30 protein-coding genes and 2 pseudogenes are annotated in these 25,965 nt (G+C 60.2%); 17 read left to right on the top strand and 15 right to left on the bottom strand.

Translation table 11 applies throughout. The features are described 5' to 3' along the window. The 3 genes and pseudogenes from A1351_RS11675 to A1351_RS11665 all read right to left on the bottom strand — a co-directional run. The coding region (locus A1351_RS11675) for a TonB-dependent siderophore receptor (protein WP_064033033.1) at positions 1-1,542 on the bottom strand (1,542 nt) is incomplete at its 3' end. 359 nt (positions 1,543-1,901) lie between these two features. Next, on the bottom strand, positions 1,902-2,474 hold the full coding sequence (locus A1351_RS11670; protein WP_083967287.1) for a PepSY-associated TM helix domain-containing protein: 573 nt from the start codon (positions 2,472-2,474) through the stop codon (positions 1,902-1,904). A gap of 50 nt (positions 2,475-2,524) precedes the next feature. After that, positions 2,525-4,153: pseudogene (locus A1351_RS11665) on the bottom strand (ISL3 family transposase). Between the two features lie 49 nt (positions 4,154-4,202). Here A1351_RS11665 and A1351_RS11655 point away from each other — a divergent pair. The 3 genes from A1351_RS11655 (at position 4,203) to A1351_RS11640 (ending at position 6,345) form a co-directional block, all read left to right on the top strand. Next, positions 4,203-4,544 carry a hypothetical protein gene (locus tag A1351_RS11655; protein WP_024881870.1) on the top strand — a complete coding sequence of 114 codons (342 nt, stop codon included), beginning with the start codon at positions 4,203-4,205 and terminating at the stop codon, positions 4,542-4,544. A 447-nt stretch (positions 4,545-4,991) separates the two neighbouring features. After that, positions 4,992-5,585 carry a hypothetical protein gene (locus A1351_RS24730; RefSeq protein ID WP_134188249.1) on the top strand — a complete coding sequence of 198 codons (594 nt, stop codon included), beginning with the start codon at positions 4,992-4,994 and terminating at the stop codon, positions 5,583-5,585. Positions 5,586-5,688: 103 nt separating this feature from the next. Next, a complete protein-coding gene (locus tag A1351_RS11640; protein ID WP_064033030.1) occupies positions 5,689-6,345 on the top strand; it encodes a hypothetical protein in 657 nt (218 codons plus the stop codon). Between the two features lie 39 nt (positions 6,346-6,384). Here the strand turns inward: A1351_RS11640 and A1351_RS24725 are convergent, their stop codons facing one another. Then, the gene (locus A1351_RS24725) at positions 6,385-7,167 is read right to left on the bottom strand and encodes a hypothetical protein (protein ID WP_157096272.1); all 783 of its coding nucleotides are present in this window, start codon (positions 7,165-7,167) and stop codon (positions 6,385-6,387) included. A 175-nt stretch (positions 7,168-7,342) separates the two neighbouring features. Here A1351_RS24725 and A1351_RS24720 point away from each other — a divergent pair, with 175 nt between their 5' ends. Genes A1351_RS24720 through A1351_RS11620 form a run of 3 tightly spaced genes read left to right on the top strand, consistent with a single transcriptional unit; the run spans position 7,343 to position 8,769 of the window. Next, complete coding sequence (locus A1351_RS24720; protein WP_157096271.1) at positions 7,343-7,549, top strand: hypothetical protein; 207 nt, start codon at positions 7,343-7,345, stop codon at positions 7,547-7,549. Between the two features lie 36 nt (positions 7,550-7,585). Then, positions 7,586-8,032: a hypothetical protein gene (locus tag A1351_RS25345; RefSeq protein ID WP_157198917.1), complete on the top strand. Its 447-nt coding sequence runs from the start codon at positions 7,586-7,588 to the stop codon at positions 8,030-8,032. Next, on the top strand, positions 8,029-8,769 hold the full coding sequence (locus A1351_RS11620; RefSeq protein ID WP_198022836.1) for an ankyrin repeat domain-containing protein: 741 nt from the start codon (positions 8,029-8,031) through the stop codon (positions 8,767-8,769). Before A1351_RS25345 ends, A1351_RS11620 begins: the two co-directional genes overlap by 4 nt. Before the next feature lie 27 nt (positions 8,770-8,796). Here A1351_RS11620 and A1351_RS11615 read toward each other — a convergent pair whose 3' ends face one another. Together A1351_RS11615 and A1351_RS11610 are read right to left on the bottom strand one after the other, a co-directional pair. Then, positions 8,797-9,573, bottom strand: a complete 777-nt coding sequence (locus tag A1351_RS11615) for a LytTR family DNA-binding domain-containing protein (protein ID WP_024881878.1) — start codon at positions 9,571-9,573, stop codon at positions 8,797-8,799. Beyond that, positions 9,570-10,676 (bottom strand): sensor histidine kinase, encoded by a 1,107-nt coding sequence (locus A1351_RS11610; protein ID WP_036310100.1) that lies wholly within the window; start codon positions 10,674-10,676, stop codon positions 9,570-9,572. The genes A1351_RS11615 and A1351_RS11610 overlap by 4 nt, the downstream gene beginning before the upstream one ends. Positions 10,677-10,908: 232 nt before the next feature. Here A1351_RS11610 and A1351_RS11605 point away from each other — a divergent pair, with 232 nt between their 5' ends. The 7 genes from A1351_RS11605 (at position 10,909) to A1351_RS11575 (ending at position 15,204) form a co-directional block, all read left to right on the top strand. Further along, positions 10,909-11,361, top strand: coding sequence for a LuxR C-terminal-related transcriptional regulator (locus A1351_RS11605; RefSeq protein ID WP_083967284.1), 453 nt, complete (start codon positions 10,909-10,911; stop codon positions 11,359-11,361). Positions 11,362-11,543: 182 nt separating this feature from the next. Then, the gene (locus A1351_RS11600) at positions 11,544-11,984 is read left to right on the top strand and encodes a hypothetical protein (protein ID WP_157096270.1); all 441 of its coding nucleotides are present in this window, start codon (positions 11,544-11,546) and stop codon (positions 11,982-11,984) included. Next, on the top strand, positions 11,977-12,339 hold the full coding sequence (locus A1351_RS11595) for a hypothetical protein (RefSeq protein ID WP_198022838.1): 363 nt from the start codon (positions 11,977-11,979) through the stop codon (positions 12,337-12,339). Before A1351_RS11600 ends, A1351_RS11595 begins: the two co-directional genes overlap by 8 nt. 97 nt (positions 12,340-12,436) lie before the next feature. Continuing rightward, the gene (locus A1351_RS11590) at positions 12,437-13,105 is read left to right on the top strand and encodes a hypothetical protein (protein ID WP_024881883.1); all 669 of its coding nucleotides are present in this window, start codon (positions 12,437-12,439) and stop codon (positions 13,103-13,105) included. 244 nt (positions 13,106-13,349) lie between these two features. After that, positions 13,350-13,973, top strand: a complete 624-nt coding sequence (locus A1351_RS11585; RefSeq protein ID WP_083967283.1) for a hypothetical protein — start codon at positions 13,350-13,352, stop codon at positions 13,971-13,973. A 6-nt stretch (positions 13,974-13,979) separates the two neighbouring features. Then, on the top strand, positions 13,980-14,633 hold the full coding sequence (locus A1351_RS11580; protein WP_064033024.1) for a hypothetical protein: 654 nt from the start codon (positions 13,980-13,982) through the stop codon (positions 14,631-14,633). A 19-nt stretch (positions 14,634-14,652) separates the two neighbouring features. After that, positions 14,653-15,204 (top strand): hypothetical protein, encoded by a 552-nt coding sequence (locus A1351_RS11575; RefSeq protein ID WP_064033023.1) that lies wholly within the window; start codon positions 14,653-14,655, stop codon positions 15,202-15,204. A 164-nt stretch (positions 15,205-15,368) separates the two neighbouring features. Here the strand turns inward: A1351_RS11575 and A1351_RS11570 are convergent, their stop codons facing one another. Next, a complete protein-coding gene (locus tag A1351_RS11570) occupies positions 15,369-15,815 on the bottom strand; it encodes a hypothetical protein (protein ID WP_064033022.1) in 447 nt (148 codons plus the stop codon). A gap of 124 nt (positions 15,816-15,939) precedes the next feature. Then, complete coding sequence (locus tag A1351_RS11565) at positions 15,940-16,548, bottom strand: hypothetical protein (RefSeq protein WP_064033021.1); 609 nt, start codon at positions 16,546-16,548, stop codon at positions 15,940-15,942. A 337-nt stretch (positions 16,549-16,885) separates the two neighbouring features. On the opposite strand from A1351_RS11565, the gene A1351_RS11560 reads away from it, so the two are divergent. Beyond that, positions 16,886-17,479 carry a hypothetical protein gene (locus A1351_RS11560; RefSeq protein ID WP_083967282.1) on the top strand — a complete coding sequence of 198 codons (594 nt, stop codon included), beginning with the start codon at positions 16,886-16,888 and terminating at the stop codon, positions 17,477-17,479. A 306-nt stretch (positions 17,480-17,785) separates the two neighbouring features. Here A1351_RS11560 and A1351_RS23935 read toward each other — a convergent pair. Further along, positions 17,786-18,288 (bottom strand): annotated as a pseudogene (locus tag A1351_RS23935) (transposase); the annotation flags it as partial. A 93-nt stretch (positions 18,289-18,381) separates the two neighbouring features. Here A1351_RS23935 and A1351_RS24715 point away from each other — a divergent pair. Genes A1351_RS24715 through A1351_RS11545 form a run of 3 tightly spaced genes read left to right on the top strand, consistent with a single transcriptional unit; the run spans position 18,382 to position 19,166 of the window. Beyond that, positions 18,382-18,654: a hypothetical protein gene (locus A1351_RS24715; protein ID WP_157096269.1), complete on the top strand. Its 273-nt coding sequence runs from the start codon at positions 18,382-18,384 to the stop codon at positions 18,652-18,654. A 60-nt stretch (positions 18,655-18,714) separates the two neighbouring features. Further along, entirely contained in the window at positions 18,715-18,861 is a 147-nt protein-coding gene (locus tag A1351_RS24710) for a hypothetical protein (protein ID WP_157096268.1), read from the top strand. Beyond that, the gene (locus tag A1351_RS11545; protein ID WP_245267474.1) at positions 18,858-19,166 is read left to right on the top strand and encodes a helix-turn-helix transcriptional regulator; all 309 of its coding nucleotides are present in this window, start codon (positions 18,858-18,860) and stop codon (positions 19,164-19,166) included. The genes A1351_RS24710 and A1351_RS11545 overlap by 4 nt, the downstream gene beginning before the upstream one ends. A gap of 174 nt (positions 19,167-19,340) precedes the next feature. Here the strand turns inward: A1351_RS11545 and A1351_RS11540 are convergent, their stop codons facing one another. From A1351_RS11540 to A1351_RS11515, 6 genes are all read right to left on the bottom strand, one after another. Beyond that, complete coding sequence (locus A1351_RS11540; protein ID WP_024881894.1) at positions 19,341-19,532, bottom strand: hypothetical protein; 192 nt, start codon at positions 19,530-19,532, stop codon at positions 19,341-19,343. A gap of 414 nt (positions 19,533-19,946) precedes the next feature. Continuing rightward, positions 19,947-20,954 carry a spore coat protein U domain-containing protein gene (locus A1351_RS11535; RefSeq protein WP_024881895.1) on the bottom strand — a complete coding sequence of 336 codons (1,008 nt, stop codon included), beginning with the start codon at positions 20,952-20,954 and terminating at the stop codon, positions 19,947-19,949. Then, complete coding sequence (locus tag A1351_RS11530; protein WP_198022840.1) at positions 20,945-23,173, bottom strand: fimbria/pilus outer membrane usher protein; 2,229 nt, start codon at positions 23,171-23,173, stop codon at positions 20,945-20,947. Before A1351_RS11530 ends, A1351_RS11535 begins: the two co-directional genes overlap by 10 nt. A gap of 293 nt (positions 23,174-23,466) precedes the next feature. After that, positions 23,467-24,204, bottom strand: a complete 738-nt coding sequence (locus A1351_RS11525) for a molecular chaperone (RefSeq protein WP_166671894.1) — start codon at positions 24,202-24,204, stop codon at positions 23,467-23,469. A 100-nt stretch (positions 24,205-24,304) separates the two neighbouring features. Continuing rightward, positions 24,305-24,790, bottom strand: a complete 486-nt coding sequence (locus A1351_RS11520; RefSeq protein WP_064033034.1) for a spore coat U domain-containing protein — start codon at positions 24,788-24,790, stop codon at positions 24,305-24,307. A gap of 297 nt (positions 24,791-25,087) precedes the next feature. Then, entirely contained in the window at positions 25,088-25,735 is a 648-nt protein-coding gene (locus A1351_RS11515; protein WP_064033018.1) for a TetR/AcrR family transcriptional regulator, read from the bottom strand. Between the last annotated feature and the right edge of the window lie 230 nt (positions 25,736-25,965).

Genomic DNA, 25,965 nt, shown 5'->3' with positions numbered 1-25,965 from the left:
CTCCATGCAACAACGCCACAGCTCGGCGTTGGTCGGATGGCGGAAGGCCGTCGATATGTTGCCGACGACGTCGAGGGCGGGCGCGACGCGCAGCACGGCGCCGATGCTGCCCGTCGGCGCCAGCCGGTCGGTGTCGCTGTTGGCCACATAGGCGGACAGCAGCGCGGCCGAAGCGAGCGGCGACAGACGTGTGCGCGTGTTGAAATAGTCGAGCCGGCCGCCTGCGGAGACGGTGAGCGCTTCGAACGGCGTCCATTCGTGCAGCATGAAAATGCCGCCATTGGTCTGGAAGGATTCCGGCACGGATTGGGTGAGCGGAGAATATCGCAGCGCCGTCACCACGCCATTGGAGAGCGTGGCGGTGACGGAGGTTCCGAGGCTGCCGGGGCGGCGCTCATAAAAAGCGTCGCCGCCGAATTTCGTCACCACCGAGCCGAATCCGTCGATCGACCAGGGCGCCACGGCGAGCACGCGTCCGCCGATGACGACCGGCCCGATCACATGGCTGTCCGAGAACACCGTCTGCTTTGCGCTCGTCGTATTGATCGTGGCGAGATGCGTGTCGAAATAATTCACATAGGCGGACGCTTCGACATGGGAGATCAGGCCGCCGGTGAAATCGCCCGAATAGGCGAGGCGGCCCATCAGCAGTTCGTTAGGGCTCTGCCGCACATTGAGATACGGATATCCGGGCGCGCCGCCGACGCCGCCCGCGCGTCCGTCGGTCTCGACATAGCCACGAAAGCTCGCCGAAAAACGTTGATCCGGCGTCGGCGAATAGCCGAGCGAGAAATCGCCGCCGATGCTGCGGTAATCGCCGTTGCGCGCCACGCCCAACGGCGTCTCGTAGGAGAGGCCTTTACGTCCCGCGAGGCCGCCCCTCACCGAGAATCCGTCGCCTGCGCCCTCCGCCCATTCATATGTGCTGAGCGCCGTCGCCGCGCTCGCATAACCGAATGACGCGCCGCCGCGCCTGAAACGGAACGGCCCATCGACATTGCTGGAAGGCTGCCGCGTAACGACATTGACGAGGCCGGTGAGCGCGTCGCTGCCATAGAGCACGGAGGCCGGCCCGCGGATCACCTCGACCTGCTCGATTTCCTCGGGCGCGAAATAACTGAGCTGCAGCGTGTTGCGGCCATGCAGCCGATCGCCGTCGACATAGAGCGGCGAGCGCATCGTGTTGGAGCTGAATCCGCGCAAATAGATCTGTCCGCCGATACCACCAGCGCGGGCGATGGCGACGCCAGGGGCCTGAGCGAGGATTTCGAGCAGGCCCGTCGGATTGGTGAGCTCGATCTGCTGCCGGTCGACGACGGAGATCGTCTGGGTGATCTGCTTCAGGCTCTTGGCCTCGGCGGGCGCAGGGCCGAGCGGTCCGACAATGGGCCGTCGTTCTTTGCGGCTCGCATCGATATCCGCTGGTTGCGCCGCCACGTCGATGGTCGGCAACGCCTCCTGCGCGCGAGCAGGACCCATGACGAGTGACACGAGGAGCGCCGACGCGACAGTGGAGGATGCTTCGAGAGTGACGCGCGACATGAGTTCGACCTCGCTCGGCTGTAATTCTTGGCCGACGACTACGGTCGTTGAGAAAGATAAACAAGCATACAGCTGCTGAAACAATTCCAATGAGGACCGCGCTCCTGGTCTCATTGGAAATATTCGTAAGTATCGATACCTCTATTGCGCGTGCGACATCCATAAATCATCTAAAAGCGCGAAAAGCAGCGACAGGACGCATCACGATTTGCGTTGCCACAGAACACCGTCCTCGGCGCCGCGTGCTGCGAAGCAAAGTCAAAGACGGCGTCTCGGCGCAACAGATCTGCTCGAGGGCGACCGGCCCTGTCTTTGGAATGGCCGCATCGTGTCGGCGACGACGATCGTCGCCGTCGGCGTCAACGCCGAATGGATGACGATCGCTTCTTCCACCAAATATAGACGCCAGTCGCGGACAGCATCACGACGGCCATGCCGAAAGCGCCGACGAGAATGCGATAGGGCATGCCGAACACGGCGCCCATATGGAGCGCAGCGAGCCAGGAGGTGAGCGTGACTCCGCTGCGGTCGCCCGTCGGCAGGCTCAGCGCGACAAAGTCGCCGGTGTAGGCGTCGAACAATACGGACGTCATCCCCAGCCTGTCGCCGAGATCCAGGCTCGATCGCACGCGGTATTGAATTAGGCCCTTGCCGAGCTTGTAATAGAGCGCATCGGCGCGCTCCACCTCGAAGCCGCGTGCGCGCGCCTGTTCGGCCATCAGCTTCACGCCGATCGCCTGCGCCTCTTCCCATTCGAGCGGCTTCGTCGCATCGTCGCGCTTGGGCCACGCGGGCCATGCCCATGGGGGCGGCGCACAATCGAAGAAGAACTTCGTCACTCCTGTGTAGACCCCGTTCAGATTGAAGAACACGCTCGACCAGACGAAGACGAGCAGCATAGCCCATAACCAGAGCCCGCTCGCGCGGTGCAGATCGAAATTGACCCGGTAGGGTTCTTCCTCACTTCCTGTTGCGGTGGCCGCTACACGGGAAGCAAACGCGCACGAAGGAGTTCTGGCCCCGCTCGACCATACATCGTTCGTTTGAGCGCTTTCAGGCGATTGATTTGTCCTTCCGTCGGGCCGTTGCTCCGCGGCTCGGTGATCGCATTTCTCACCGCGTCGATGTCTCTCTGCGCCGTGCGAGCGAAACGTTGCATCGCGTACAAGCCCGATTTCTGAGCGTCTCTCAGCCAGGCGACGAGCTTACCGACGTTCTTGCTTTTAAGCATGCCACGAAATCGCATGGCGAGTCGACGCATTGTCGCGAACTCTGGCCAGTCCTTCTTCATTGCATCGACTTTCGCAGCCTGATTGCCAGTCAACAGCCCGCGCGGCTTGATGCAGGGCGCCGCGGCAACAATCGGCGAGATCGAACGTCCGGTCGCGGGATCGACAGGTCGCGGGCTCGGAAGAGCCGATGTGCCCTTCACCGTCTTGCATTTCGGATTGCGCCATTTCGCGAAAAGTCGCTCGACGTTTGAAAAACTCCCTGTATAACCGCGCGCTTTGATTTCTTGGAAAAGGCGACGGCCGCGCACGCAACCTTCAGACCAGCGGCGCGATAGATAATCTTCGAAATGTCTTGGTGACGTTGTCTTTGGCGCGGCAGCGCTCCTTTCGGGAAGCGCATCGGCTCGGATCCATTTCATGACCGTGCGGCGATCGAACCCCGTTCGCCGAGCGATGTCCATCACATTTCTACCTTCCTCGTGTAGAGCGCGGACCCGATCGAAAACCGCTTGCCTCGATCGCTCGTTCGCCACTCTGATGAGGCGGCGGTGCTCGCCGCCGCCGTGCTTGTCTCTCACGCTGGCGACATCTTCACCGTCGGCCGGCAGCAAAGGACGAACCGAAATTCCGACCGCGCGGCCGAGTTGAGCCTGAATGGCCTCGCGCAGATTCTGCAGGATGTGAAAACGGTCGGCGATTTGCCGCGCCTGCGGCGCGCCTTCCTCCGCCCCTTGGGCGAACGACCCGCAGTGATCGCGGCTGATAATCTCGACGCCGGGATGCTGCTCGAGCCAGTCCGCAGTCGTGCCCGCGGCGCGTTCTGGAAATAGATCGAGCACTTCCCGCCGCTCCAGGTCCACCACGATGGTCCCGTATGTGGACCCCTTGCGCCACGCCCAATCATCGATGCCCACGACTCGTGTCGTCTCCTCCGAGCGCCGCCCCCTTACCCGTCGTTTGAGACAGCGCAGTATCGTGTCGTCGCTCGTCGGCATGCCCATTCGCTTGATCAAGCGCTCTCCCGGACGCCCGCCGGCGCCATGGCCAAGAAGATAAATGATTTCGGCGGCCCGCTCGGTGCGGCGCGCTCAAGGCGCCGCGACCTCGGGCAGTTGCGCAGTGAACGTCTTACGTTCGCAGGCTTCGTTTCGACACTGCCAGCGCTGGAGGCGAAGCGTCACAACAACAGGGGCGCCTTGCGCCGGCAGATCTTGCAGAACGCGCACATGCCAGCCGTGACGGCGTGTTGATCGCCTTCCACAATCCGGACAGACAGCAGACCCGACGGCCGCCGCCGAAATCCGCCACTCGCTGCCTAGCCGCCTGGCGTCCAAAATGTTTACGCCCTGCCCGAGGGACCAAATCGATTTCCTTTCCATACAGCTAAGCTATGGTCGCTCCCCGGGTCGATCAAGGGCGCAACAGGAAGTGAGGAAGACCCCGGGCTGGGTCAAGCTCGCCGTAGACGTGGCGTCTCCAGCGGTCGCGCACGAAGAACTGGACGCACTGCAGACGACCGGCGCCGCGCTTCTCGCTTTGCCGCCGTTCACCGGCAGGCCGGTGACGGTTCTCAGCGCGAGCAAGCCGATGAGCGAAGCCTCCGAGCTCGCTCGTGACAGCAACGCCAAGCGCGTCGACATTCTGCGCCTCAATCCTGGAGCCCGTCAGGTGTGGGTCGACAGCGACCACGCCATTCCGCTCGAGAAGCCGGAGGCGATCGTCAGTGCCGTCCGCGAGATCCTGTCGACCCTGCGCCGCCCCGAGCGCTGAAGGCGAGCGCCGCTACGACGTTCGGCAAGCACTCGGCGTGCTCATGCGTGGTAGCTGGCTCATGGCGTCAGATTGCGCGCCTCGCCCGATTCCCGGAAATGACGCCGTTCGTAAGCACTGGTACATCTTGTCCCTTGGTGAGCGTCGTCATCTCGCCTAGCTTGGCGCGGCAGTTCGGTCGCCTTCATAGCGGATGCGGTCGGTAGTTTTGGCGATCTTCGACAACGACGGGCCGTCAAAGGCGCCTCATGGCGCGATGCAGGGAGACCAGCAACGGAAATGGCAAGGCAATTACGATTTGCGCACGGCCTCCTATTTTCGCTATTCGCGTTTGCGCTTCATGGCGCCGACCGCGCGTCGGCCGAAGGCGCCTGCCCACCAGGATTTATCCCGGGCGGCGCTATGGTCCCCGGACAAGAAAACGCCGGTTGGACGGGTTGCCTCCACATGTACGACGTCGACGATGGCGGCGGTGGGCCGAGCAAGGGCGGAGATTCCGGTCCTCCTCCTTTCAATGCCGATGAGTTCCGCGCGCTTCTCGAATGGGAAAAACAAGTTGCGCGGGAAAACGAGGAGCGCCTCTTGAAGAGCAATCCTGTTTTGCGCGAATTGAAGCAAGGCGTATGGAAATTCTCACGCTCGCAGCCGAACGATCCCCGCCGGATATGCACCGCATCATTCCTCCAGTCGAATGGCGGCGTGTTGATCATGGATTGGGTGGGCGACGCCAAAGGCACGCTTCTCGCTTTTTTCGGCGGGGCGATCCCACCGACTGCTGACATCCGCACCGAGATGGTTACTCTCACCCAGTCCGGGCAAATCCAGAGAGTTCGCGCATCTCATGCGAGCTTGCCCTGGTCGGCAAAGATCGGAATGATCATATTCGCCGTCCCCTCCACACAGGCGCTGCTCAGCTCGATCGAGGACGCGCAGGATTATTCGGTGGAGCTGCAGGGGCAGGAAGTCATCCACGGGAAGTGGCACAGTGGTTCGACGGCGCGAAAGTGGTTGAGCGCCTGTGTCGGCAAGCGTGGCAAATGACTCGCGATCGGACTGTCGAGCGACTGAGCCATGATTAGAGCGAGAATGAGCATGCGCATTCTCGCCCGCCTCGTCGTAGCAATGTTGGAAAACCGGGGGCGAGATGGTCGAAACTCGCAAGACGTACAAAATCTCCACCCGGTTTGCCACGCGTCTTTGCGTCTTGGCCCTTTTCGCGCAAACCTCGGCCTGCAGCGCGGAATTGCCGCCGGACGTTCCAACGGTACTAGACGCGCGCAAATTCGTCATTTCACAGACCGACGCCGGATGCGACGATACCGAAAACACATACGTCATCAAGGATGACCGAATGATCGTGGTCTCGCAGAGCGGCAAATTCGCCACGATCATCTATGATCTCTATTGCGAGACTTACGCCGTTCGGACGCGCGTGTTCCTTCTGTGGCGGACTCTCCACGGCTACCGGCTGATGCACTTCGCAAAGCCTGTATATGAGCTTCATTGGGCCGACGACGTCGGATCCGAATTGGCGGAGAGGCCCACGGCGATAGGATACGAGGTCGTGACCAGACTTCCGAATGGGAAAATCGATCCGAACAGCCTGGAGATTACGAGCAATGAGCGTTGGGGCGCCCGTCAGGACTCTGGGGAGCAGGGATCATGGCGTTTCCTCCACAATACCGACCGCTATGCGCTGTCTTCGTTCGCGGTTGATCTTTACGGCAGACGCAGTCTCATGCCGACCGAGGGCGATCAACTGAAAGGCGAGCGCTTCATGCTTTTTCCGTCTGGAAAATAACGTCGCCGGGAGCATCGTCGCTTCTCGGAAGTGAATTTCTTACAACCGATGGACGCCATGGCTCTTACCTGCCGCAAATATCGTTTCGTAATTTCCTTCGTTCTCGCGATGGCTCTCGATGCGTCGGTCGAGGCGCTCGCCGCGAGCAGCCCGCTCGAAACGCTGCTCTTCGCCTTCGCGCAGGGCAAGCGGGACAGAGAAATCGCCGCGCTTGCGAACATCGAATGGAAGGGCTTCGCCTATCCCGAGGACTCCGAGAAAGACCTCAGCGTGACTTACCATTTGCGGGGGCAGTTGCGCCTGAGGGGATTTGGCGACGTCGATCTGCCGGTCGGGATCGGCGCGAGCGCGACGAGCAAAAGAGGCAATGAAGGCGACGCCTCGATCGACGTCATTTTCCACAGCGCCAAAGGGGCTCGCGGAATAGAGCTTCAGAAGTTTTATCCGAGCGGCAATTATCAGGAAATTCTCCAAAAGCAGCTGAGCGCCGGGACCGTGACTCTGCTTTCCGACAATTGCAAGACGGACGGATATGGCGATCAGCCCGATGACGAACACACTGCCTTTTTCCGGATCAATCTTCTCGCCGAGCCCAGGCCGATTTTTGTCCGCGCCGGTCGCAATGAGGATGGCGGCAAAAACAGCCCAGGAGAGGCTTTCTTTTCCTTCTCTCTGTTCACGCCCGGGAGCGATATGACGAAGAGATCCTGCGTCACCCGCATCGAGCCGCTTCGATGAGTTCGTCGCGGTTCGGAACACGAACGCAAAGGAGGATGATATGCGAACAGCTTTGTTGGCGTCCTTGTTGATCTTGCTTCTCACGGGCGTCGCGAGGCGCGCACTTGCGGTCGATTGCCCGAACGTAGACGTCGACAAGGTCAAGCGCGCGATTGGCGATTTGTCGGATTTTTACGGCGACGTTCCGTCCTGCCTCGACTGTCAAAGGCAAAGCAAGCCGATCGAGCGGCTGATCTGCCAAAACAGCGGATTGAGACTCATGGAAATTCTGGACACCAAGGCCGCCGTCTACGCCTATGAGAACGCCACCAAGACGCAGACGACTCATTCGAAGCCGGACTGCTCCTTCGTTCGCAAGCAGCTTTCCAATAATTGCGTCGACGCGGTTTGCGCTTGCGCGAATTTGAAAGAGCACACGAACGACTCGCGAGGCGGAGAGTCCCCCTATTACGGCGAGACGCGTTGAAAGTCGGAGCGATCGCATGTCGATGGAACAACGTTTATGGCATTGATGGGTTTCCGATCGCTGGCAAAAGCTCTCGGTCTTGCGATTTCTCTTGCGTCGTGGCCGGCAGATGCGAGCGGCAGGCTGCCAGTCCCGCCATCTTCGCAGATGTTCGCCTCGCATCGCGCATGCGTCTCAGAGATCGAGCGCCAATATGCCGATGACCAGCGACGCATCGCCGAGAAGACAGTCGAGGCCGATGGCTCCAGCCGGGAGACCTCGCTGGAAACATCGGGCATAGAGAGGACGGGGACCAACGACGTACGTTATCAGGCGACCATATGGTATCATCATGGGCGCGTTCGGACTGATCTCGGAAAGATCGAAACGAGCCACAGCTTCGAGACCCGCCTTCAGGAATGCAAAGGCGCGATGCTCCACATGAGTGGAGAGACAGGCTACACATTGAGCACGTTCGAGCCCTGGAAGAAGTCTGCGCCATGACGCAGACGACTCTATCGCGGCGGAAACTCCTTATCGGTGCTCTGGGCTCATGTCCGTTCGCTTATCCGGCGGTGAGCGGCGCGGCGCCCAGCGCCGCGGAGATATTTTCCGATCCGAAGATTGTCGCATTGCTCCACGCGGCCTTTCAGCGGGATAGCAAACGCGCCGCCGAGTTCGTGGCTGCTGGCGCGGATGTGCGCGCGAGAGGCGACAAGAACGTCACGCTGTTGCAATGGGCAATGCTCAACAAGAGCCACTTCGCCTTTCAAGTGCTGCTGAATATCGGCGCCGATCCTGCGCAGCCTGGAATCGACGGCGATACGGCTATCCATTTCGCCGCCATGGCGAATGACTTGGAATATCTGCGTCTTCTCCTCGCGCGCCATGTCGACGTTGACGCCCGCAATGGTCAGACCGGCAGGACGCCTTTGATGGCGGCCTTGATGGGGGAACGGGAGCAGCAGTTCGAAATGTTGCTCGCAGCCGGGGCGCGTATGAACCATGCCGACAACATGGGCAATACCATTCTGCATGTTGCGGCGCAACTCAACGATTCTGCGCGCGTTCTGAGATTGTTGCAGCAAGGAGCCCCGGCGACGGCGCGCAACCGGCAGGGCAAGACTTTCCAGACCTACCTCCTCATGACGCCGGAACGTCTGCTCAACCCAGAGGCATTGCAAGCGCGGCGGAAGATCATAGACTGGATGGCGCAGAACGACGTTCCCGTCGAACGCTGAACGGGTTTGCGCACCGGGAGGCTTCGGCTACGTGCGTATCAGCTTTGCGCGGATCGCCGGCGCATAGGTTCGCCCCACGCGCACTTCCGAGCCGTCGCTCAGAACGACGATCAGCGCCGCGAATGGCGCCTGCTTGATGCGCGTGATGGCGCTGCGGCGCACGATCGCTCCACGATGGATACGTAGGAACTCTTCGCCGTCGAGACGGCGTTCGAGCGAGGACAGGCTCTCCTGAAAGAGATAGTCCGCGCCAGAAACGTGGATGCGCACATAGTCGCGCTCCGCCTGGAAGCGGATTACATTGTCCAGCGTGACGCGCAAATATTCGCCTCGCGCCTTCACCCAGAAGTCGGTCGACTTTTTCGGCTGTTCGGTCAGAGTGCGTTTCAGGGAGGCGATCATTTCCTGCAATTCGGCGACTCGGTCGGCCTGAAGGCGTGCGCCGGCGGCGATCCGCGCGCGCTCCAAGGCGCGAGCGAAGCGTCCCGGCTCGATCGGCTTGGTGACGTAATCGACGGCGTTGGCCTCGAAGGCGCGCAGGGCGTGATGGTCGAATGCGGTGACGAAAACGACGACCGGCGGCTCCGGTCCGAGGCTCTCCAAAACGTCGAAGCCGCTGCCGCCCGGCATTTGGATGTCGAGCAGAAGAATGTCGGGCTGCGTTTGCTCAGCCGCGCGACGAGCCTCCCGGGCGTCGGCGGCTTCCTCGATCCGGCCGACCCATTCCATCTTCGCGAGCAGACGCAAGAGCCTGCGGCGCGCGAGCGGCTCATCATCGACGACGAGAATCGTGAGCTCGCTCATGCGAGCCGCCACGGGAGATCGATGGATGCCCGGTAGCGGCCGGGCGCGACCGGGCCGGATGAAAACGAGCCGTCGCCTTGAAAGCGGGCGTGCACGCGTTCCGCGACGTTGCGCAATCCGACTCCCATGCCGGCGGGCTTCTTGCCGTCATCATCCATCGGCATGTCGTTCTCGACCGTGAGGTGAAGCCTGTCTGCTTCCCGGCGCGCGCGCAGCGCGATCTCGACCTTGCCGACAGTGGCGCCGACGCCGTGCTTGATCGCGTTCTCGATCAGCGGCTGCAGGATCAGGCTGGGCACAAGCGCGCTGCGCACGTCCTCGGGCATGTCGATGCTGAACGCCATCCGGTCGGAAAAGCGCTCCCGCTCTATTTCCAAATATTCTTCTTGAAGAGCCAGCTCATCCGCCAAAGACACGTCATGCATGGGATCGAGCGACAAGGTCGTGCGGAGGAATGTGGAGAGCGACAGGACCATTCGCTCGGCGCGGGTGGCGGAGCCCTCCTCGATCAGGCCAGCGATCGAGTTCAGCGTGTTGAAGAGAAAATGCGGATTTACCTGGTATCGCAACGCGCGCATTTGCGCGGATAGCGCTTCCTCACGGGCAGCGGCTAGCCGACGTCCGCGGTCATGGAGTTCGAAACTGAAGATGAGGCTAACGAACAGACAGGACCAGCCAAAAAACAACGCCGCACCTAAGGCTGTGTCGTTGATGAAACTATTCCAGTCGTGGGTAGCCAGTTGTGGCAAAGGGTAGACGGCTTGAGCGGCGTAGCCCAATGCAGCCCAAACCGGCGCTGCTGCTAGGGAGATCAAGAAGGAGGAAATGACGAAAATCGGCAGGGAGCTTTCCGATGGCCCGCGACGGCTCGCCCATCTATCTAAGCAAAACAAAATATACGAAATCAAGGCTGTAATAAGCCATCCAGATCCATATCGAACAATTTTTTCTACAATATATACGACGCGCTGGGTATAGTCTACAGAGTCCGTTATTTTAAGCATCCAAAGAAGAACCGATGAAAGGAACGCGCCTCCCCAATAGATCAGGCCGAAGCGAATGGTGGCCTGACGGATTGCGCATGCGTTAGACGATCTCTTCATCACCCTTCATTCCCTCTTCGACCTACAGGGCCTTTCCATTCATCGACTCGTGTCGGCGTTCATAGGACGCCGGCAAAGCGGTCTTCGGCATACCGTTCGTCCCCCGACAATAGCGGTTCGCAGATTCTTGCCGCCGCTCGTCGCCGCGCTCGCGCTCGTCGCCGGAAGGCGAGTGAGCCCGCGCTCCAGCGATGCTACGAAGCTGCGAAAGGGACCACGGGGAAGTTTCAACATGGATAGATACGACATTTCGGACATAGCGCCAAACCTTCGGGGCAGCAGGCATTCAGGAGGCCCCGCGATTATCGAGCACAGTGCGACAGCGAGCATCGTTTTGTTCGCGGTGCGGACGAAAGACGCGGACGATTTTCTCGCTCGGGTGCGTCACATGCTGCCGGAGGGCAGCGTGCTGTATGCGCGGCGCGAAGTGACCCGCGCGCAAGACTCGCGCCTCACACACGGGCTGTCCACGCTGACCGAGCGACAACACGACATTCTGCGGCTCTTGATGCATGACCTGTCGAACAAGGAGATCGGCCGGCGATTGAAGCTGTCGCATTTCACGGTACGCAATCATGTCTCGCAACTGTTGAGACAGTTGAACGTCCCGTCGCGCAAGGCTGTCGTCGCTTTGCTGAATGACGCCCTCGCCGCCGATGCGCATGTCCTGCCCCTATCCGATTGACGGCGCCGGACGAGCGTGTTCCTCGCCCCGAGGCGTCATAGGACATTATTTGTCGCGTCTCTCGCAGGAGCAATGCGCGCATCGTACCGGTGCGTCGGCGTAATTGATTTCGCGAGGATCGGATGGCTCCATGCCTTATCCGACGATTTGGGATTTCAAAAACTATGCGAAATTGTTGCGCCTTGCTCATCCTGCTCCTCACCTTCGGCTCGGGGTCTGCGCAGGATTCAAAAAAAGCGCTCCAAGAGTGGATCGACGATCCGAGTCATGTAAGCTTCCAGGGGATGATCCCCCTGAGCGGCAAGAAGCACGGAGACTATCATCGCGGCTATCGCTGCCCGAGCTACGAAGCGGCGACTTTCGTCGTTTCTATCGTCGAGAAGGCCCATCTGCACGAGAAAAAGCCGAAAGTGTTGCGCGCCACGCTTTTGCGCTCGCTCGCCGGACAAGCCTGCGAACCCGCGGCCGCCGGACAATACCGGCCGCTCCAACTCGGCAACGTCTCGCAAATCGATAACGGGCCGGAGGCGGGCGAGGAATGGACCGCCCTACGTGTCCAGGCGCCGGATGGAGCGGAGATTGGACTCGTTTACGACGCGAGCATCTACGGGATCGATGACTGAAGCGCATGTGGAAATGGTGACCGCGATGATCGACTTCCCCGGCGGGAGCCGGCATAGGCTGGCTTGGCGCTATGGACTGGCGCTCGTCGCGATCACTTTCTTCGCCTTCTTGCCGCTGCTCTCTCTCTTCGCCGCGAGCCTCGTCGCGAGCGCCAACAGCTGCACGCTTGATGAAGGCAATCCGCACCCCTGCCTCATCCTCAGTTCGGACGCGGGACAGACCCTCTACAATATGGCGGTCGGCGGCTGGCTGATGATCTTCACCCTGCCCATCGGCGCCGGATTGTTCGTCTTGTGGCTGCTGGTCCTCGTGGTTCACTCATGGCGGCGACGTAAGCGGCCATCGTTCGACTGAACCGGCTGACACGGCGATGAATTTCCCCGCCACGCCGCCATTCTCCTTTGCTCATCGGGCGAACGCTATCCGCTCACTCATTCTTCGAGGTCGCGAAATGTCCAGAAAGACGCCTTCCCTGCCAGCCGGCGCCGGTTTTCGCCTAGTCACCGTCCTCGCGCTCGCATCTCTTCCCGCATTGGCCGCGTCGCCAGGTCCGTTCAGAGCCGTCGATCGCGACTCTCCGTCGAATTATTGGATCGAGGACCGTAGCTGGGGCGGCGGCGCTCGCTTTGTGTTGAATCTGAAACAGAGCCTAGCAGCGGACGCGGCGCACCGAGATTTTCTCGCCGGAACCGAATTCGAAACAAAAGTCCGGGCGCCGTCCCTGAAGTTTCTCGCGGGAGGCGACCCTGAATTTACGTTTGGTTGCGTCGACCGGGATCCGGCGAAAAGCTACTGGCGCTTTCGCGTGGGAATCACGCCGCCCGGATCTGGCATCACGAGCAAGGACGAGATCGCGTATGAGAAGGGCATAAAATATTACTTCGGCGCGCCGGGAATGCTCGTTCTCCTGGGCGAGGCGGACAAGGAGATAAAGCGCATTGCGCTTGCGCCGAGCGACGACGCGCTCGAAACCGCCGCTCTGACGCAAGACGATGTCCAAGCCATCCTGAACGCGTCCGTGATCCGCGCCAAGACGCCGCGGATTTTTTTCGAATCTGGAACCTCGGCGCTGAAAGCGATGATCGACGGTAATCCGAAGCTTCCCTGCGCCGCGCGGTGAGCTCGTGTGTCGATCGGCGTCCCCCCTCTCTCTGGAAAGTCAGGGGCGTAAAATGTCAGAAGCAAAGCGCACGGCGTCGCCAGAGCGTGTGTCGTCACGATCGCAGGGCTCGGAGTCTCGCATCGCTCTCGGTAGAGGCCGCCCCTCGGCGGCCGACACGGCGATGAGTCCACCCGCCACGCCGCCGTTCTCTTTTGCTCATCGGGCGAACACTATCCGCTCGCTCATTCATCGAGGTCACAAAATGCCCAGAAAGACGCCTTCCATGCCAATCGGCGCCAACTCCCTCCTCGCAACCATGGTCGCTCTTCAAATGCTCGTGGCGCTTCCCGCGATGGCCGCCTCTCCGGCGCCGCTCAGAGCCGTCGATCGCAATCCTCGGGCGAATTGGATCGAGGCGTTTGACTGGGGCGGCGGCGCTCGCTTTGTGTTCGATCTGAAACAAAGCCAGGAAGCGGGCGCGCCGTCCCTGAATTTTCTCGCCGGAGGAGCGCCGGAATTTTCTTTTGGTTGCGCCGACCAGGATCCGACAAAGAGCTACTGGCGCTTCCGCGTGGGAGCCACACCGCCCGGATCGGGCATCACGAGCAGGGACGAGATCGCCCACGAGAAAGGCATGAAATATTACTTCGGCGCGCCGGGGATGCTCGTTCCCCTGGACGAGGTGGACAAGGAGATAAGGCGCACTCCGCTTACGCCGAGGAACGGCTCGCTCGAAACCGCTGCTCTGACGCAAGACGATGTCCAAGCTATCCTGAACGCATCGGCGATCCGCGCCGAAACGCCGCGGATTTTTTTCGAATCCGCAACGTCGGCGCTGAAAGCGACGATCGACGGCAATTCGAAGCTTCCCTGCGCGACGCGGTGAGCTCGCGTGTCGATCGGCATCCGCTCCTTCTCTCTCAAAGGTCAGGGTCAGAAAATGTCAGAAGCAGAGCGCGCCGCGCGCGGCGTCGCCCAAGCGCTCGTCGTCACCATCGCAGTTCCGTGGATTCTCGCGTCGCTGCCCGTCGAAGCCGCTCCTCGGGAGAAACTCGAAGTCATCGACTCGAGCACTCGGTCGGAATGGATTATGGATGAGCGCGCCTGGGGTGGCGGCGTCCGTTTCTATTTTCCCAATGCGAAACATAAATCCGGCCCGACTGACCTGACGCCCAATTTTGCGCTCGGCTGCGACAGCATCGACCCCGGAAAGAGCGTTTGGCGATTCCTCGTAGAACTCGCGTCGCTAGGCTCCGACGCTTCGGGCGAGGAGGAAACCGCCAATATGAAGAACAAGGCGTATTACTTCGGCGCGCCGGGCACGGCCATCCTTTTTGACGAAATGGACAAGGAGTTTAAGCGCGTTCCCATTCGAGCGACAGCCTGGGGCACATTGGAAACCGGGCGTCTGACGCGCGAACAGGTCAAGAGCTTCACGGAAGCGTCGCAGATCCGCGTCGAGACGCCAAGGGTCGTCTTCGATACGCGCGCTCTTGGGGCCAGTGGTCTCCACCTGATGCCCAAGCTTCCCTGCGCCGCGCCGTGAGCACGGAAGGAGTATCTCGATGTCGGATAGGCTGAAGCAATTTCTCGTCGTCGTCCTCATGACGGCCTCACCCGCTTACGCCGCATCGTCCAGCGTGACTGTGGACGAAAGCGGCGTAGTGGTCGCCGGCGCCTGGGGCGCGCGCAAAGCCTATGCGCCTCTGGATGCGGCCGGTATCTTGCCGGGCTTCCTCGGCGCCTGGGCCATGCGTCCGGAAATCTGTGGCGAGGCGCAGCGCTCGTCCTCGTTCCCGGACCGGACCCCCAACGGATTCGTCTGGATCGCCGCCGATCGCATCTCCACCAAATCCGGCCCGCTCGTCGTCGCCAGCGCTTATGTCCGAACGCCAGAGACTTTGACGCCGCGAGACGTAGAAGCCGCTCTGGCCGAGAAGCGCAAAATCGTCATTTCGTCCGAGAGGGAGCGGAACGCCGCCGAGATGCTCGTCGAACTGCGCCCGCTTCGGCAAAGCGAAAGCCATATCTATCAGCTCAGCCTCTCGGACGAGAAGAAAACGCTCGTGATCGAGGAAGCCGGCCGTGAGCGCGTCACATTGAAACTTTGCAAATGAACCGTCTCATGCCCAAGACGACGGGAGAATTTCGGAGGGTCGCGCCTCGCTTCTCGGAGCGGGACAATATCGGCCACTGCGCCCATACGCGCCGGCTGACGGAAGCGGCTGGCTGAATCGGATAGAGGCCGGCAGCAGCGTGCAAGCGCCCGCGCCGGCGTTTCTCATTGCCGGCCCGCCCAGCGAAACGCCAGCACCGCGGCCGTTTCCTTCGGAGGCGCATCTTCCTCGCCGCTCAAGGCGTAACTTATGGGGACCTCGATATCGAATGGCGGCTCGGGCGCCGCCTCGGGAGAAAGAGCGATGGGAATTCGGTAAGTCTGCCGTCCGTCGGCGTCGAGCTTGACGTCCCAACCCTTCGAAGCGCTCGTGGCGCCGCCTCCCGGGACACAGCGCTTCGCCACGAACCTGCGGGCCCTGGCGTCGGACAGATACGCGGATCGCTCGCAGGTCCATGGATCGATGCGGATCAGCGCCGTCTCCACCTGCGAGATCACGCCGGAAGCGAACTCGATCTCGAGCCATTCGACTCCCTTGCCGGGGACCTCATGGACATCGACCAGTCGCGCCGTGAAATGCGGCATGCGAACGGTATCGCGCCCGGCCGCCATTGTGCCCCCGGCCGCAAGGCTGAAGACGCCGACGACAAAGCGGCATAGAAAAAGTTTTCGTGTCGATATCATCCCGTGTCTCCCAAGAGACTTTTCCACTTGTGGCGCTGCTTCATACGCTGCTTTATCGACAGCGGACCAATCGCGAGACCGCCGACGGATAGGGCCGCACCGTCCGCCATTCGAGAACGGCGCTATCGGACGAAAGGGTGAGCTCTTCCGTAGAATCCCACTTTCCTCCGCCGCCCGAATTTCGAGTGTTGAAAATAATCGTGCGGCGCGAGCTCCCCATAGGGAGAACCCCGAGAGCGATCATTTCCCCTTCCGACTGATGCAGACCTTTGGAATCGATTGCGAGCACGGCGATCGTTTCTCCCCCGGTGCAATTATGGGCCGAATAGGCCCATTTTCCGTGATATTGCAGGGGAATCTCGTGCAACGGGCGCAGCGTTTCCGCAGCATCAATTCCCTCGGGCGGGGCCTCGTCCGAGACTCCGACAGAGAATTCCAACCGTCCGTTGCTCTTGTGGCGGTAGACGTCCAGCAGCAGCGACGGATTGCCGTCGACGATGGCCGCGCTCGTTTCCTTGTCGATCGTCAACATGGCGCCGGCGATCTCGACGCAGTGCGTCGTCCCCGCAAAATAAGCGTCGACGCTGTCGCCCTTTCGGCGCAGACCTCTTACATGGACATTGAAGCGGTCCTGCTGGAGAATGGCGACCGCGTCGGACAAGGCCTCCCCCTTGTTGCTGACCTGATCCTCCGGCGCGATTTCCGTACAATATTCGGTGAGATAGTCGCGAGCTGCTTTATCGCAGCCGCCTGGTCCTGCAAAGCCGAGCGCAGACGGCCAAAGGCAATATGAACAGGCTAGAAAGCCGACCGTGGCGTTTTGCCGCCATCGTCTTCGAGACATCGCCAGTCCTCGCGTCGAGCCATTCGATCCGTGGCTATTCCCGGCGCCGCACGCGGTCAACATACATGAAGTACCGGTTCGCTTTTACGCTCAACTTCGACCCGCACCGACGATAGGTTCGACTGGCAAGCAGGATCTGACATGAGTGCGAACAATGTGCACCTTCTCTTCGACTTCGTTCATCAGCCGACTTTTGGTCGCTCTGACGCTGCCTCAAATTCTGTCAGCCGTGCCGGCATGGGGCGGCGCCGAAAATCCAATTGCTGAACTCGAACAGCATGAACTCGAACAGGCTGCGCTCGCGTGCCAGTCTCGGAGTTATCAAGAGTTGTTCACCACGATGATCCGGTCGGCAGCCGTGCGAAAAAAATACGCCGCGCCTCAGATCGATTATGAGGAACGCGGCAAAAAGAACGAGACGAGGAAGAGCGCGATTCCGAAAGAGAGCTACGACAAATTTCCGATCCAGATGTTCGATTTCTTTTGGAAAACGACCGTCCCGGCGAAGCCCGGCGACAAAGAAGAATATGTGATGATGGAGTTCAATCAGGGCCAGAGCAATCAGATTTCCGTCGAGTGGACGCGCGTGCATTACCGGGGACCGTACGTGGGCGAGGAGAATTTGGGGACAGCGTACGACCTCGACGGCAAGCCTTATCGTCCGGGAAGGCGAGTCGATGGCAAATTGCTTCTCTACCCGACCAAAGATTGCTGGGAGCTCGTCGCGGATATTCGTTATCTCAGATAGTGCCGAGACGGCGAGCGAGCTGCTGCACGTATAGAGGCAAAAGGCCGGCACATGACGGTCGGCGCGGTCGGAAGCCAGCCAGACTGGTTCAATGGAAATGCCTCATCGATTGAGCCTCCCTTTCGCCATAGGGCAAGGTCGGCGCTTTGCAGCGCTGTTCGCGTCTTGAAGACATTCGGCGGCGAGATCGTCGTCTAAGCGGGAAGGCTGCGACGCCGTGAGCTTTCGCGTTCTGTTAGGAGAGATCATCGTGTCGCTTGGATTCAATCAGCTCAATAGCTCTGTGACTGAACGTAAGCGCTGTTTTCAGGCCACGTCTTTCGGCGCAGTGGGCGCGGCGTAGGCCCACGGCATGAGTTCATCGAGTTTGCTCGCGAGATGGCCGTCGACGATCTTCGTGAGAACGTCAGGCATGTATGCCTGTGGATCGACGCCATTGAGCTTACATGTCTCGATGAGCGAGGCGACAATCGCCCAGTTCTCGCCCCGCCGTCCGAGCCGGCGAAGAGAGCGTTTTTGCGATTGAGAGCGATCGGCCGGATCGCGCGCTCGACGACATTGGAGTCGAGCTCGATGCACCCATCGTCGATGAAACGCGTCAGGCCGTCCCAGCGCGACAACGCATAGCGGATCGCCTCGGCGAGCTTGGTCTTCTGGCTGATCAGCGCCAGCTTTTCTCGCAGCCAGAGCTCGAGCGCGTCGAGGATGGGACGAGATTTTTCCTGTCGCGCATCACGACGCTGGTCGGAGCTTCGCCCGCGGATTTCGCTTTCGACCGCGTAGAGCGCGCCGATACGTTCGAGCGCCTCGCGGCCACCAGAGACCTGTGCGAAGGCATCAGTGTCGCGGATCGAGGACCTCTAGAGACGCATCGGACGAGACGCGATATCGCCGAGGCCCATATGCTCATGTTTGCCGGGAGGACGGACGAGGCGCGGCAGCTCTATTTGAAATGCCGCGGCGAATTGCGCAATGAGGATATCGGATATCTCGTCTTCGTGGCGCCGACGTGGGAGCAGATAATTCGCGAGGAATTCAGTGAATTCTGCGAGGTCGGGCTCCATCATCCTTTGATGGATGAAATCGCCGCCATTTTCCTCGATACAGAGTGGCGACTTAGTACAGGGGCGCCGGCGAAGCTCTGGTTGAGGGCGCAAACGAAGACGAACTCGTGACGCCGGGCGATGCTGCGCAATTGATGCTCGTCGGGAAGAGGCAAGCGTGGCGGCGCGCGAGTGGTCTATTATTTTCTCGACGACGCGATCCCGCTCTACGCGCTGCTGGTCAATCCGAAGAACGAAAAGACGGATCTGTCCGCCGAGGATAAGCGGGCCGCCACGCCGCTCGTCGAGGCGATCAAGGCCGCGAGGAAAAGGAAATGAGCGCGTTCGGAAAAGAGCTGATCCAGTCGCTCGGCGAAGCGCTGGCGCATGTGAAGGGCGATGGTCCGGCTGTTGTTCACGTTCCTGTGGATCCGCGCGAGATTCGCAAGCATGCCGGGCTGACGCAGGCGGAGATGGCTCCCCTCATGGGGATGAGCCTGTCGGGCTATCCGGAAATGGGAACAGGGCCAGCGCGCGGTCAGCGGCCCGGCCGCAATGCTGTTACGCGTGATCGCGACGGAGCCGGAAGCGGTGAAAAGGGCGCTCGTGGCGTGACGTTCGAACAAACGTCTCGCGTTCGTTAATGGCGAGGATGCGCCATAACCGGCCATTCGTCGCGGACGACCCGAGGGACCGCTTTCCCTGGATTTCGCGGACGTTCGCGGCGGCGGATCGCCTGGACATAAAGCTGCGGCTTCTGAGGCCCGGCTGAAGCTCTCGTGACGCGCTTCGTTCCCTGATGACGGTCGCGGCGTTAGCTATGCCGAGTTATCGATATGCGTTTGCGCGCGGCGGCGGCGAGAATTGGCGATTTCGCGCGCGATCGGAAGCCTGCGGTCGAAGGCCGGCTCGGCGATGCGTCCGACGAAGATCGCGGGATCGGCGCCGTCGCCGACTTCGACCTGGCGCATGAGGCCGAAGGCGTCGCCGGCGTCGAACACATTGGTCACTGTGCATCGGCGATCCGAGGCCCGGCGGCGCGAGGCCGCAATCGACGCGGTCAAAGGTGGACTTGCTCTGAAATGCTGAGAGCGTCGTTGCACGCCGATGCGGCTTTCCATCTTCGGGAGCTCGAAAGCGATCCTGCGCAGTCCATGCGCCGCTCGACGGCGAGTAGGAAGTGCGCCGTCGCGAAGGCGGTCCGCACGGAACAGCATTTACGCGAGACGTGGCGGAACCATGTGCGCGGCTTCTATCGGCAAGCATGGGGGACGTCACGGTCACGGCGCCCCTGACGACAGCAGAGAGCGCGGCTTAGGCTCGTTCCGCGCGCAGAGTCTACCATCGCAGGATTCTAATTTGCACCGAGAAGTAAAGCAGAGCCCTATTGGAGGCGCTGCGACAGAATGCGCAGCCCCTGAGCATCAGTATGTCACGGTCACAGCGATGACATCTGAATACGCTCCGACAGGCGGCGTCTGACCTGAGTACACCCGTCCGAAGATCGTGAGCGACTGCGCCGATGCGTTCCCGGTTCCCGCTACCGTGTTCGCGCCGATCAAGTCTCCCCACGGCGCGCTTCTCGCGCTATTGCTGTAGAGTCCATAGGTGATCGTGTCGCTGCCTGCGTGCATTTTGCGTTGCGTCGGATCGGTGGCTCCCGACAATCCGCCGGACAGGCCGACCGTATAGGGGAGACCATTGCTGCACGTCAGGCTCATCGTGGATTGCGCATCTATATTCGATCCGAAGCTCAATATGTTCCCAAAATTGAGATTGTTGGCGGATACGCTGCAATTCGCTTGAACAGTCGCGGATGCGGAAAAAGAGACCGCGCTCGATTTTGTCCCTTGGGTCGATACGCCGCAGATCGCGACGGGGCTGAGATTCGGATTTTGAAACATCTCCAAGCTCGTGCTCACGTCGATGAAGTTGTTCGTATAGGTTCCGACGCCCGCGCTCTGCTGGGAGGCGAGAACTGAGCCATATAATGTGACGCTGGCGGAGCCAGAGCCGCTCGTGATCGGAATCAGAATGGATAGCCCATTGGTCGTCGCGCTATAGGCCGGCACATAGGCGCTGTAGGATCCCATCACCGTCGTCAAGCTGGCGTCTTTGTAGATTTCGAACAACAGCGTCTTGGGTCCGCTGATGAGCTGACGTGGCGGCCAGGACGTCGACTGGCCGGGTCCTATGCTCAGGCAAACGGTCGCCGAGACCGCATTGGGGTTTGCCCCCGAACATATGATGGAAATAATCGAAGGTTGCGCCGGAGACGCAGCGCCCGAGAGCACATCCACGATGCCGAACGACATCGTGCCCGACGTCGAGCATGACATAGCCGCGACGGCTTCGCCGCTCGATGTCGTCAGGCCGAGGAAAGCGGTAACGAAAAAAAGAAGGGCGCTCGAGAAAAATTCGTTTATTCGCATGTCACTCGGATCTCCCTATTCGGCCCGGCCGTCTGCGGAGCCTCGAAAGTGCCGCGACAATCCCTGGTTCCAAGATCGATGATGATCGAATTGCTCGCTGTGAGATCGGTCACAAAGGCGCGGCCGTCATAGCCGACGACGAAGGCGCTATCGCTGTCGACGAGCTTGCCGCGGCTTCCGACTTCGATCGGCTTTCCGGCCTTGTCGGTCAGGACGAGGACGATGGGCTTGGCGTTTGCCTTCGCGCCGAAATCGATCGCGACGCCGCTGCGATATCGTGGCGCGACGACCTCTTGGGTTTTCACCGAAACCACGTCGACCGGCAGCGTCATCAGATCGATGTCGACCTTGTTGCGTTGATAGGAGCGGAGCGTCGGTATCAACAAGGTTCCGAGAACATTGGTTTCGCCGACGCGGCTATTGTCATGCGTCACCGTCACGCCGGGAGCGCCGGCGTTCACGATCGCAAAACTATCCTCGACCTTCGGCCCGATAGCGACATTCATGTCGGCGAGCGCGATCGCGCCTTCGAATTGCGCCGCGCCACTCACAAAATTCGCTTGTTGCAGGCCGTTGATGCGGGCTGTTCCGACAGGGGTTCGATAAGAGACCGCCCCGTTCGTCATCGACGTGGGTCCCTGGGTTCGGTTCAGCGACCACCCATAGCTCCCGATGCTCGCTTCCATGTTCTTGCTGGCTTGCGCATTGAAGCCGATACGGCCTTTTCCCGTTGTCGGATCGAACACGGTCTGCGCGCCGCCTCCGACTTGAACATTTCCGCCGATCGGGAAGGAAACTCCCGCGAAAACCCCTTTGTTTTCTATGCCGGAAATATTGCCGAAAACAGTGACGAACAAGCTTCCCTCATAGGGAAGCTGTCGCGAGTACGAAGCGGTCAATGTTTGAGAGGCCATGAGCCGGTTCGATTGCCAAGCCCAGATTCGATCCCTGTTGTCAGGCGTGATCTGCGCGAAGGTGAACGACGCATTGCCGCCGATTACAGGGAGTTTCGCGCCCAGAGAAATGCGATTGATCATGCGCGGCGGATGAACGAAAACGAGGTTCGCAGCCAGCTGTTGATTGGTTTGAGGAGTATAGAGATAGAATGAACGGGAGTCGGCGGCCCAACGGGCTGCGGTCGCAGAGGCGAGATCGTCGAAAGCGCCGAAGGTCTGCTGCGTGCTGGCGCTGAATGAAACGCCCAGCGGCGTCATCACATTATATGACGCATAGCCTTGGCCGCCGAGCGCTGTGAGATAGCGGGACCCCGAGACGGCGGCGGTCAGCGAGCCGAATCGTCCAAATTGCGTCGCCGCCCCGATGCTTCCATTGTAGAGCCCGGAGCCGAGTTCCGCATGCCCGAGCACAGTCAATTGGTCTGTCACGCCATACCGAGCGCTCGACGAGACGACGGGCCTGTTGTCGTAATCATTCGAGCGATAGGCGTAAAATTTTCGCGCGAATCCCGCTTCGAACGTGTAGTCGAAGAGGCCCGAGGCGATGAGGCGCTCGTTCGTGAATAGAGAGAGATCGGTTCTTGTTTCCCGTCCAGATGCATCTCGAATGACGACTTCGGCATTGCCATTCGCGGACGAAACGGGAAGATTGGCGATGCGAAACGGCCCCTCCGACACCTGTTGCGAAAATATAGGCATGCCGTTGACGAGCACGTCGACTGATGACGGCACCGCGGCGCTTCCCGAGATAGAAGGCAGCGCCGCGGTCACAATGTCCGGGCGCATGGAGAAATTTCTTTGGATCTGCATCCCGCCGAGTCGCATCGGCCTCGTCCAATCGAGGGCGCCGGAAATCGTGTCGCCGGCACGATACATGGTCTGCGTGTCGGGATCGGCGTATGCGTAAGCGGTCTCGAGTCTCAAACCGATGGTATTATTGGCGCGGTATAGATTGAAGTTGTTCGTGTTTCCGATGATGCCCGTCTGCGTCACGACCCCATAGGGACTGAAAATTCGGATATCCGTGGATAGGCTGGCCGCCGTGATCGCCGGCCTCCAATGTGTGATCGCAGTGGAGGACGAAGCGAACATCACATAATTCACCAAACCTCCCCATGACGACGTCGCGCTTGGAACGGCGGGACGTTCGCCGCGGCTGTCGTAAATTTTTGGAATGCGCTGATCGTCGGACAGATCGAAATAGAGCTGCTGCTTCGGCTCGTCGTAACGATAGGCCAATCCAGAACCATTCAGAACGACCATATCTTTGCGCCCGCCCGCGCGTGGCGGCTTGACCCCGATGTCCTCGAGATCGCCTCGCTCGACCGCGAAGACGCCGTCTGGCGATTTCCTGGCGGATACGAGCAGACCCGTCGATTTGCCATTTACGTAAGCTTCCAGACGGAGGTCCAAAGTCCCTGTGGACGCACGATCGCCTTCCATATCGGCGATCGCATTTTGTTCGAGCTCCAGGGCTCGCGCGCGGCTTTCGGCAAGCGCGCATTCTATGAAAATGCAGCTGGCGGCTATGATGCTGAGCCGCCGCAATGTCGAACCTATCGAGGTTTTGCGACGACGGATATGAACTCACGATCTACAGTAGCCGAAACTTTTCCGTCCCGGAGATCGAACTTTCCCGGCAGCTTCCAACGTCTTTCCGAATGTCCTAACGCATAGCCCGCCAGCCCATTCGCGATGGGCTTGCCGTTCAAAGAGAGAGCAGAGATTTTGGCCCGACGATCGCCTTCGTTTTTCGCGACGAGGAACCGACCGCCGTCGCGATTCGTGACAAACCAGGATAGGCGAGGCTGACTTCGCGTTTCCTCATAGAAAAAAATGGGAATGACATAGCGCAGAGCCACGGCGATAATCCCGTTGCGTCGCATCGTGGCGTCGGGGATTTCGTCGACGACGAGACGGTAGCTTTCTTCACCTGCAATCGGCGCTTCGACGATTCTCACCACGCGTATCGTATATTCCGCGCCAGGGCCGATCTCCGCCATGGGAGGCGAACAAACGACATTTTGCGTCGGCTCCAGGACATCCTCTCCATGCTCCTGTCGCCAGACGAAAACGCGGACTTGGCCATTGATCGGTCGATTTCCGCTGTTTCGAAGCGTGATCGTCACCGTCTGTTGTGGAGCTGCGGCCTCGAGCGAGATCGGCGAAACTACGAGCGAGGCGGCGGACGCGCCGTCGAAGACGGCTGCGCTGCAAAACAAAGAGAAAACGAAAAATAGCCTCTTTGATTTCACTGCAATTCCTCTGCGGACGATGAGGTCGAGAAGCGACAAAGGCGCCGGCTTTTCTCGCGAAATGCGCCGGCTGCGCGATGTCTTCGATCACTCATGAGATTGATCGGGCGCCCTTCGCCGAAAAGCGAAGCCGCCTCGTTCAAAAATTCACTGTCACGGTAATCGTATCGGAATACGCATCGGGAGTGCTGAACTGCCCGGCCGGGATTTGCCCATAGACTGTCAGGAGCTGAGGAGCGCCAGTGCCAGTGCCCGAAACCCACCCAGGCGCCACATCATCCCAATTTATCGAATATCCGGAGTTTTGAAAGAGCGAGTAATTCAAAAGCGCCGCCGATCCTGCAGCCTTCATCTGACGCGTCGTGGTGCTCGCGCCATACAAGCCTTGGTTCAATCCGACATTGTAAGGCGTGCCATTCGTGCAGCTGACAGTGAGAGCGGAGGTCGTTTGATTGAGGACTCCACCGTAATTGCCGAAGAGCATCGGGAGCGCCGAAACCTCACAAAGGCTCGTCACATTCGCCGACACGGTGAACGTGGTCGTGACCGTCGCCGCTTCGACATGATTCGCAAAAGCAAGCGCTATGATTGCTCCGCCGAGAGCTGATTTAAACGATCTATGCATAATAATCCTCGTCGCATAGTGATGCATGAAAGGAAATTGAGAGAGATGAAGATCGCGCACAAATACATATACAATATACTGTCTCTTTAATATCGTTAGATATTCAGAATTAAAATTGGTGCTTTTACGGAAATATTACTATCGTGCGTAAAAACGCGCGCTTTGGTTCGTCGGACGGGGCCGCGGGCGCAGCTGCCGGTCTCGACGGCAGCCTCTCTCGGATTACGCGATCATTCCACGCCCACCGCATAGCGGCGGCGGATCGACAAGCCGCCGATGGGGCCTCGTAATCGACGATCACCTCTCTGGGAAAGGCTCCGCTGGAGCATAGGCGGCGAGAAAAACCCCGACTCCGCTGGTGATCGCGCGGTTGCGCTCGGTCGCCGACACAGCCGACTCGTCGCCGAGCATGGCGCGCAACTGAAGGTCGCCACGGATCAGGCCGATGAAATGCTTGGCGACGTCGCGGGGCGCGGACCGGCGGATCGAGCCCGTCGCCATTGCGGTCTCGAACACCTCCGCCAATCGCGCGATCAGCCTGTCCGGCCCGTTCTCGTAAAAGAGCTTGCCGAGCTCGGGAAAGCGCCGGGCCTCGGCTGCGACGATTCGGTTCGTCGCCACCACGTCGGGCGACAGCAATAGATCGAGCACTGCGCCGGCGAGACGCTCCATTTTGCTTCTCAAATCCGCGGCGCCCGTCACCCCCGACACCAGGCCGGACGAAAACCGGTCGCCGGTCGACCAGATCACCGCCGTGAACAGTTCATCCCGGCTGCCATAATGCGCGTAGAGCGTCGCTTTGCTGACGCCGGCTTCCTGAGCGATCGCCTCCATCGACGTTTCGGCGAAGCCCCGGCTGAGAAACAGCCGGTGAGCCGCCTCGACGATGCGCTCGACGGTACGCGGTCCTCTCGTCCTGACTTTCGGCCTGCCGGGCTCCGCCATTGCGATCCTCATTCTATGTCTGCAACTGAACGATATCGTTCAATAGTTGACGGATAGTTTGGATAATGATAGCAATTTGCAATGAAAATAGGAAACCTACTCGTTCATTTGAGCGGAGCACGATGTCTCGGAAGAGATGATCGCGGCGCGGAGACCTGCGCGCGCACGTCAACCTACAAAGGACGCCGTCTTCAGGGTAAGCGAGGAGCGCCATGACCAACATTGTCTGC

This window comes from Methylosinus sp. R-45379 (assembly GCF_001644125.1).
In the GTDB taxonomy this organism is placed as follows: domain Bacteria; phylum Pseudomonadota; class Alphaproteobacteria; order Rhizobiales; family Beijerinckiaceae; genus Methylosinus.
Note: the sequence above shows the minus strand (reverse complement) of the source record. Positions and strands in the feature narration are given on the sequence as shown.

What these genes read in the sequence shown, in the direction of transcription:
- A1351_RS11610 (WP_036310100.1), bottom strand. Translation starts at nt 10,676, where the DNA reads ATGAAGAGATCGTCTAACGCATGCGCAATCCGTCAGGCCACCATTCGC.
- A1351_RS24720 (WP_157096271.1), top strand. Translation starts at nt 7,343, where the DNA reads ATGGAAATTCTGGACACCAAGGCCGCCGTCTACGCCTATGAGAACGCC.
- A1351_RS11520 (WP_064033034.1), bottom strand. Translation starts at nt 24,790, where the DNA reads ATGCATAGATCGTTTAAATCAGCTCTCGGCGGAGCAATCATAGCGCTT.
- A1351_RS11545 (WP_245267474.1), top strand. Translation starts at nt 18,858, where the DNA reads ATGAGCGCGTTCGGAAAAGAGCTGATCCAGTCGCTCGGCGAAGCGCTG.
- A1351_RS11620 (WP_198022836.1), top strand. Translation starts at nt 8,029, where the DNA reads ATGACGCAGACGACTCTATCGCGGCGGAAACTCCTTATCGGTGCTCTG.
- A1351_RS11595 (WP_198022838.1), top strand. Translation starts at nt 11,977, where the DNA reads ATGACTGAAGCGCATGTGGAAATGGTGACCGCGATGATCGACTTCCCC.
- A1351_RS11515 (WP_064033018.1), bottom strand. Translation starts at nt 25,735, where the DNA reads ATGGCGGAGCCCGGCAGGCCGAAAGTCAGGACGAGAGGACCGCGTACC.
- A1351_RS11605 (WP_083967284.1), top strand. Translation starts at nt 10,909, where the DNA reads ATGGATAGATACGACATTTCGGACATAGCGCCAAACCTTCGGGGCAGC.
- A1351_RS24730 (WP_134188249.1), top strand. Translation starts at nt 4,992, where the DNA reads ATGTACGACGTCGACGATGGCGGCGGTGGGCCGAGCAAGGGCGGAGAT.
- A1351_RS11575 (WP_064033023.1), top strand. Translation starts at nt 14,653, where the DNA reads ATGTCGGATAGGCTGAAGCAATTTCTCGTCGTCGTCCTCATGACGGCC.
- A1351_RS11535 (WP_024881895.1), bottom strand. Translation starts at nt 20,954, where the DNA reads ATGCGAATAAACGAATTTTTCTCGAGCGCCCTTCTTTTTTTCGTTACC.
- A1351_RS11615 (WP_024881878.1), bottom strand. Translation starts at nt 9,573, where the DNA reads ATGAGCGAGCTCACGATTCTCGTCGTCGATGATGAGCCGCTCGCGCGC.
- A1351_RS11570 (WP_064033022.1), bottom strand. Translation starts at nt 15,815, where the DNA reads ATGGCGGCCGGGCGCGATACCGTTCGCATGCCGCATTTCACGGCGCGA.
- A1351_RS24715 (WP_157096269.1), top strand. Translation starts at nt 18,382, where the DNA reads ATGCTCATGTTTGCCGGGAGGACGGACGAGGCGCGGCAGCTCTATTTG.
- A1351_RS11590 (WP_024881883.1), top strand. Translation starts at nt 12,437, where the DNA reads ATGTCCAGAAAGACGCCTTCCCTGCCAGCCGGCGCCGGTTTTCGCCTA.
- A1351_RS11640 (WP_064033030.1), top strand. Translation starts at nt 5,689, where the DNA reads ATGGTCGAAACTCGCAAGACGTACAAAATCTCCACCCGGTTTGCCACG.
- A1351_RS11530 (WP_198022840.1), bottom strand. Translation starts at nt 23,173, where the DNA reads ATGGTCGTTCTGAATGGTTCTGGATTGGCCTATCGTTACGACGAGCCG.
- A1351_RS11560 (WP_083967282.1), top strand. Translation starts at nt 16,886, where the DNA reads ATGTGCACCTTCTCTTCGACTTCGTTCATCAGCCGACTTTTGGTCGCT.
- A1351_RS11585 (WP_083967283.1), top strand. Translation starts at nt 13,350, where the DNA reads ATGCCCAGAAAGACGCCTTCCATGCCAATCGGCGCCAACTCCCTCCTC.
- A1351_RS25345 (WP_157198917.1), top strand. Translation starts at nt 7,586, where the DNA reads ATGGCATTGATGGGTTTCCGATCGCTGGCAAAAGCTCTCGGTCTTGCG.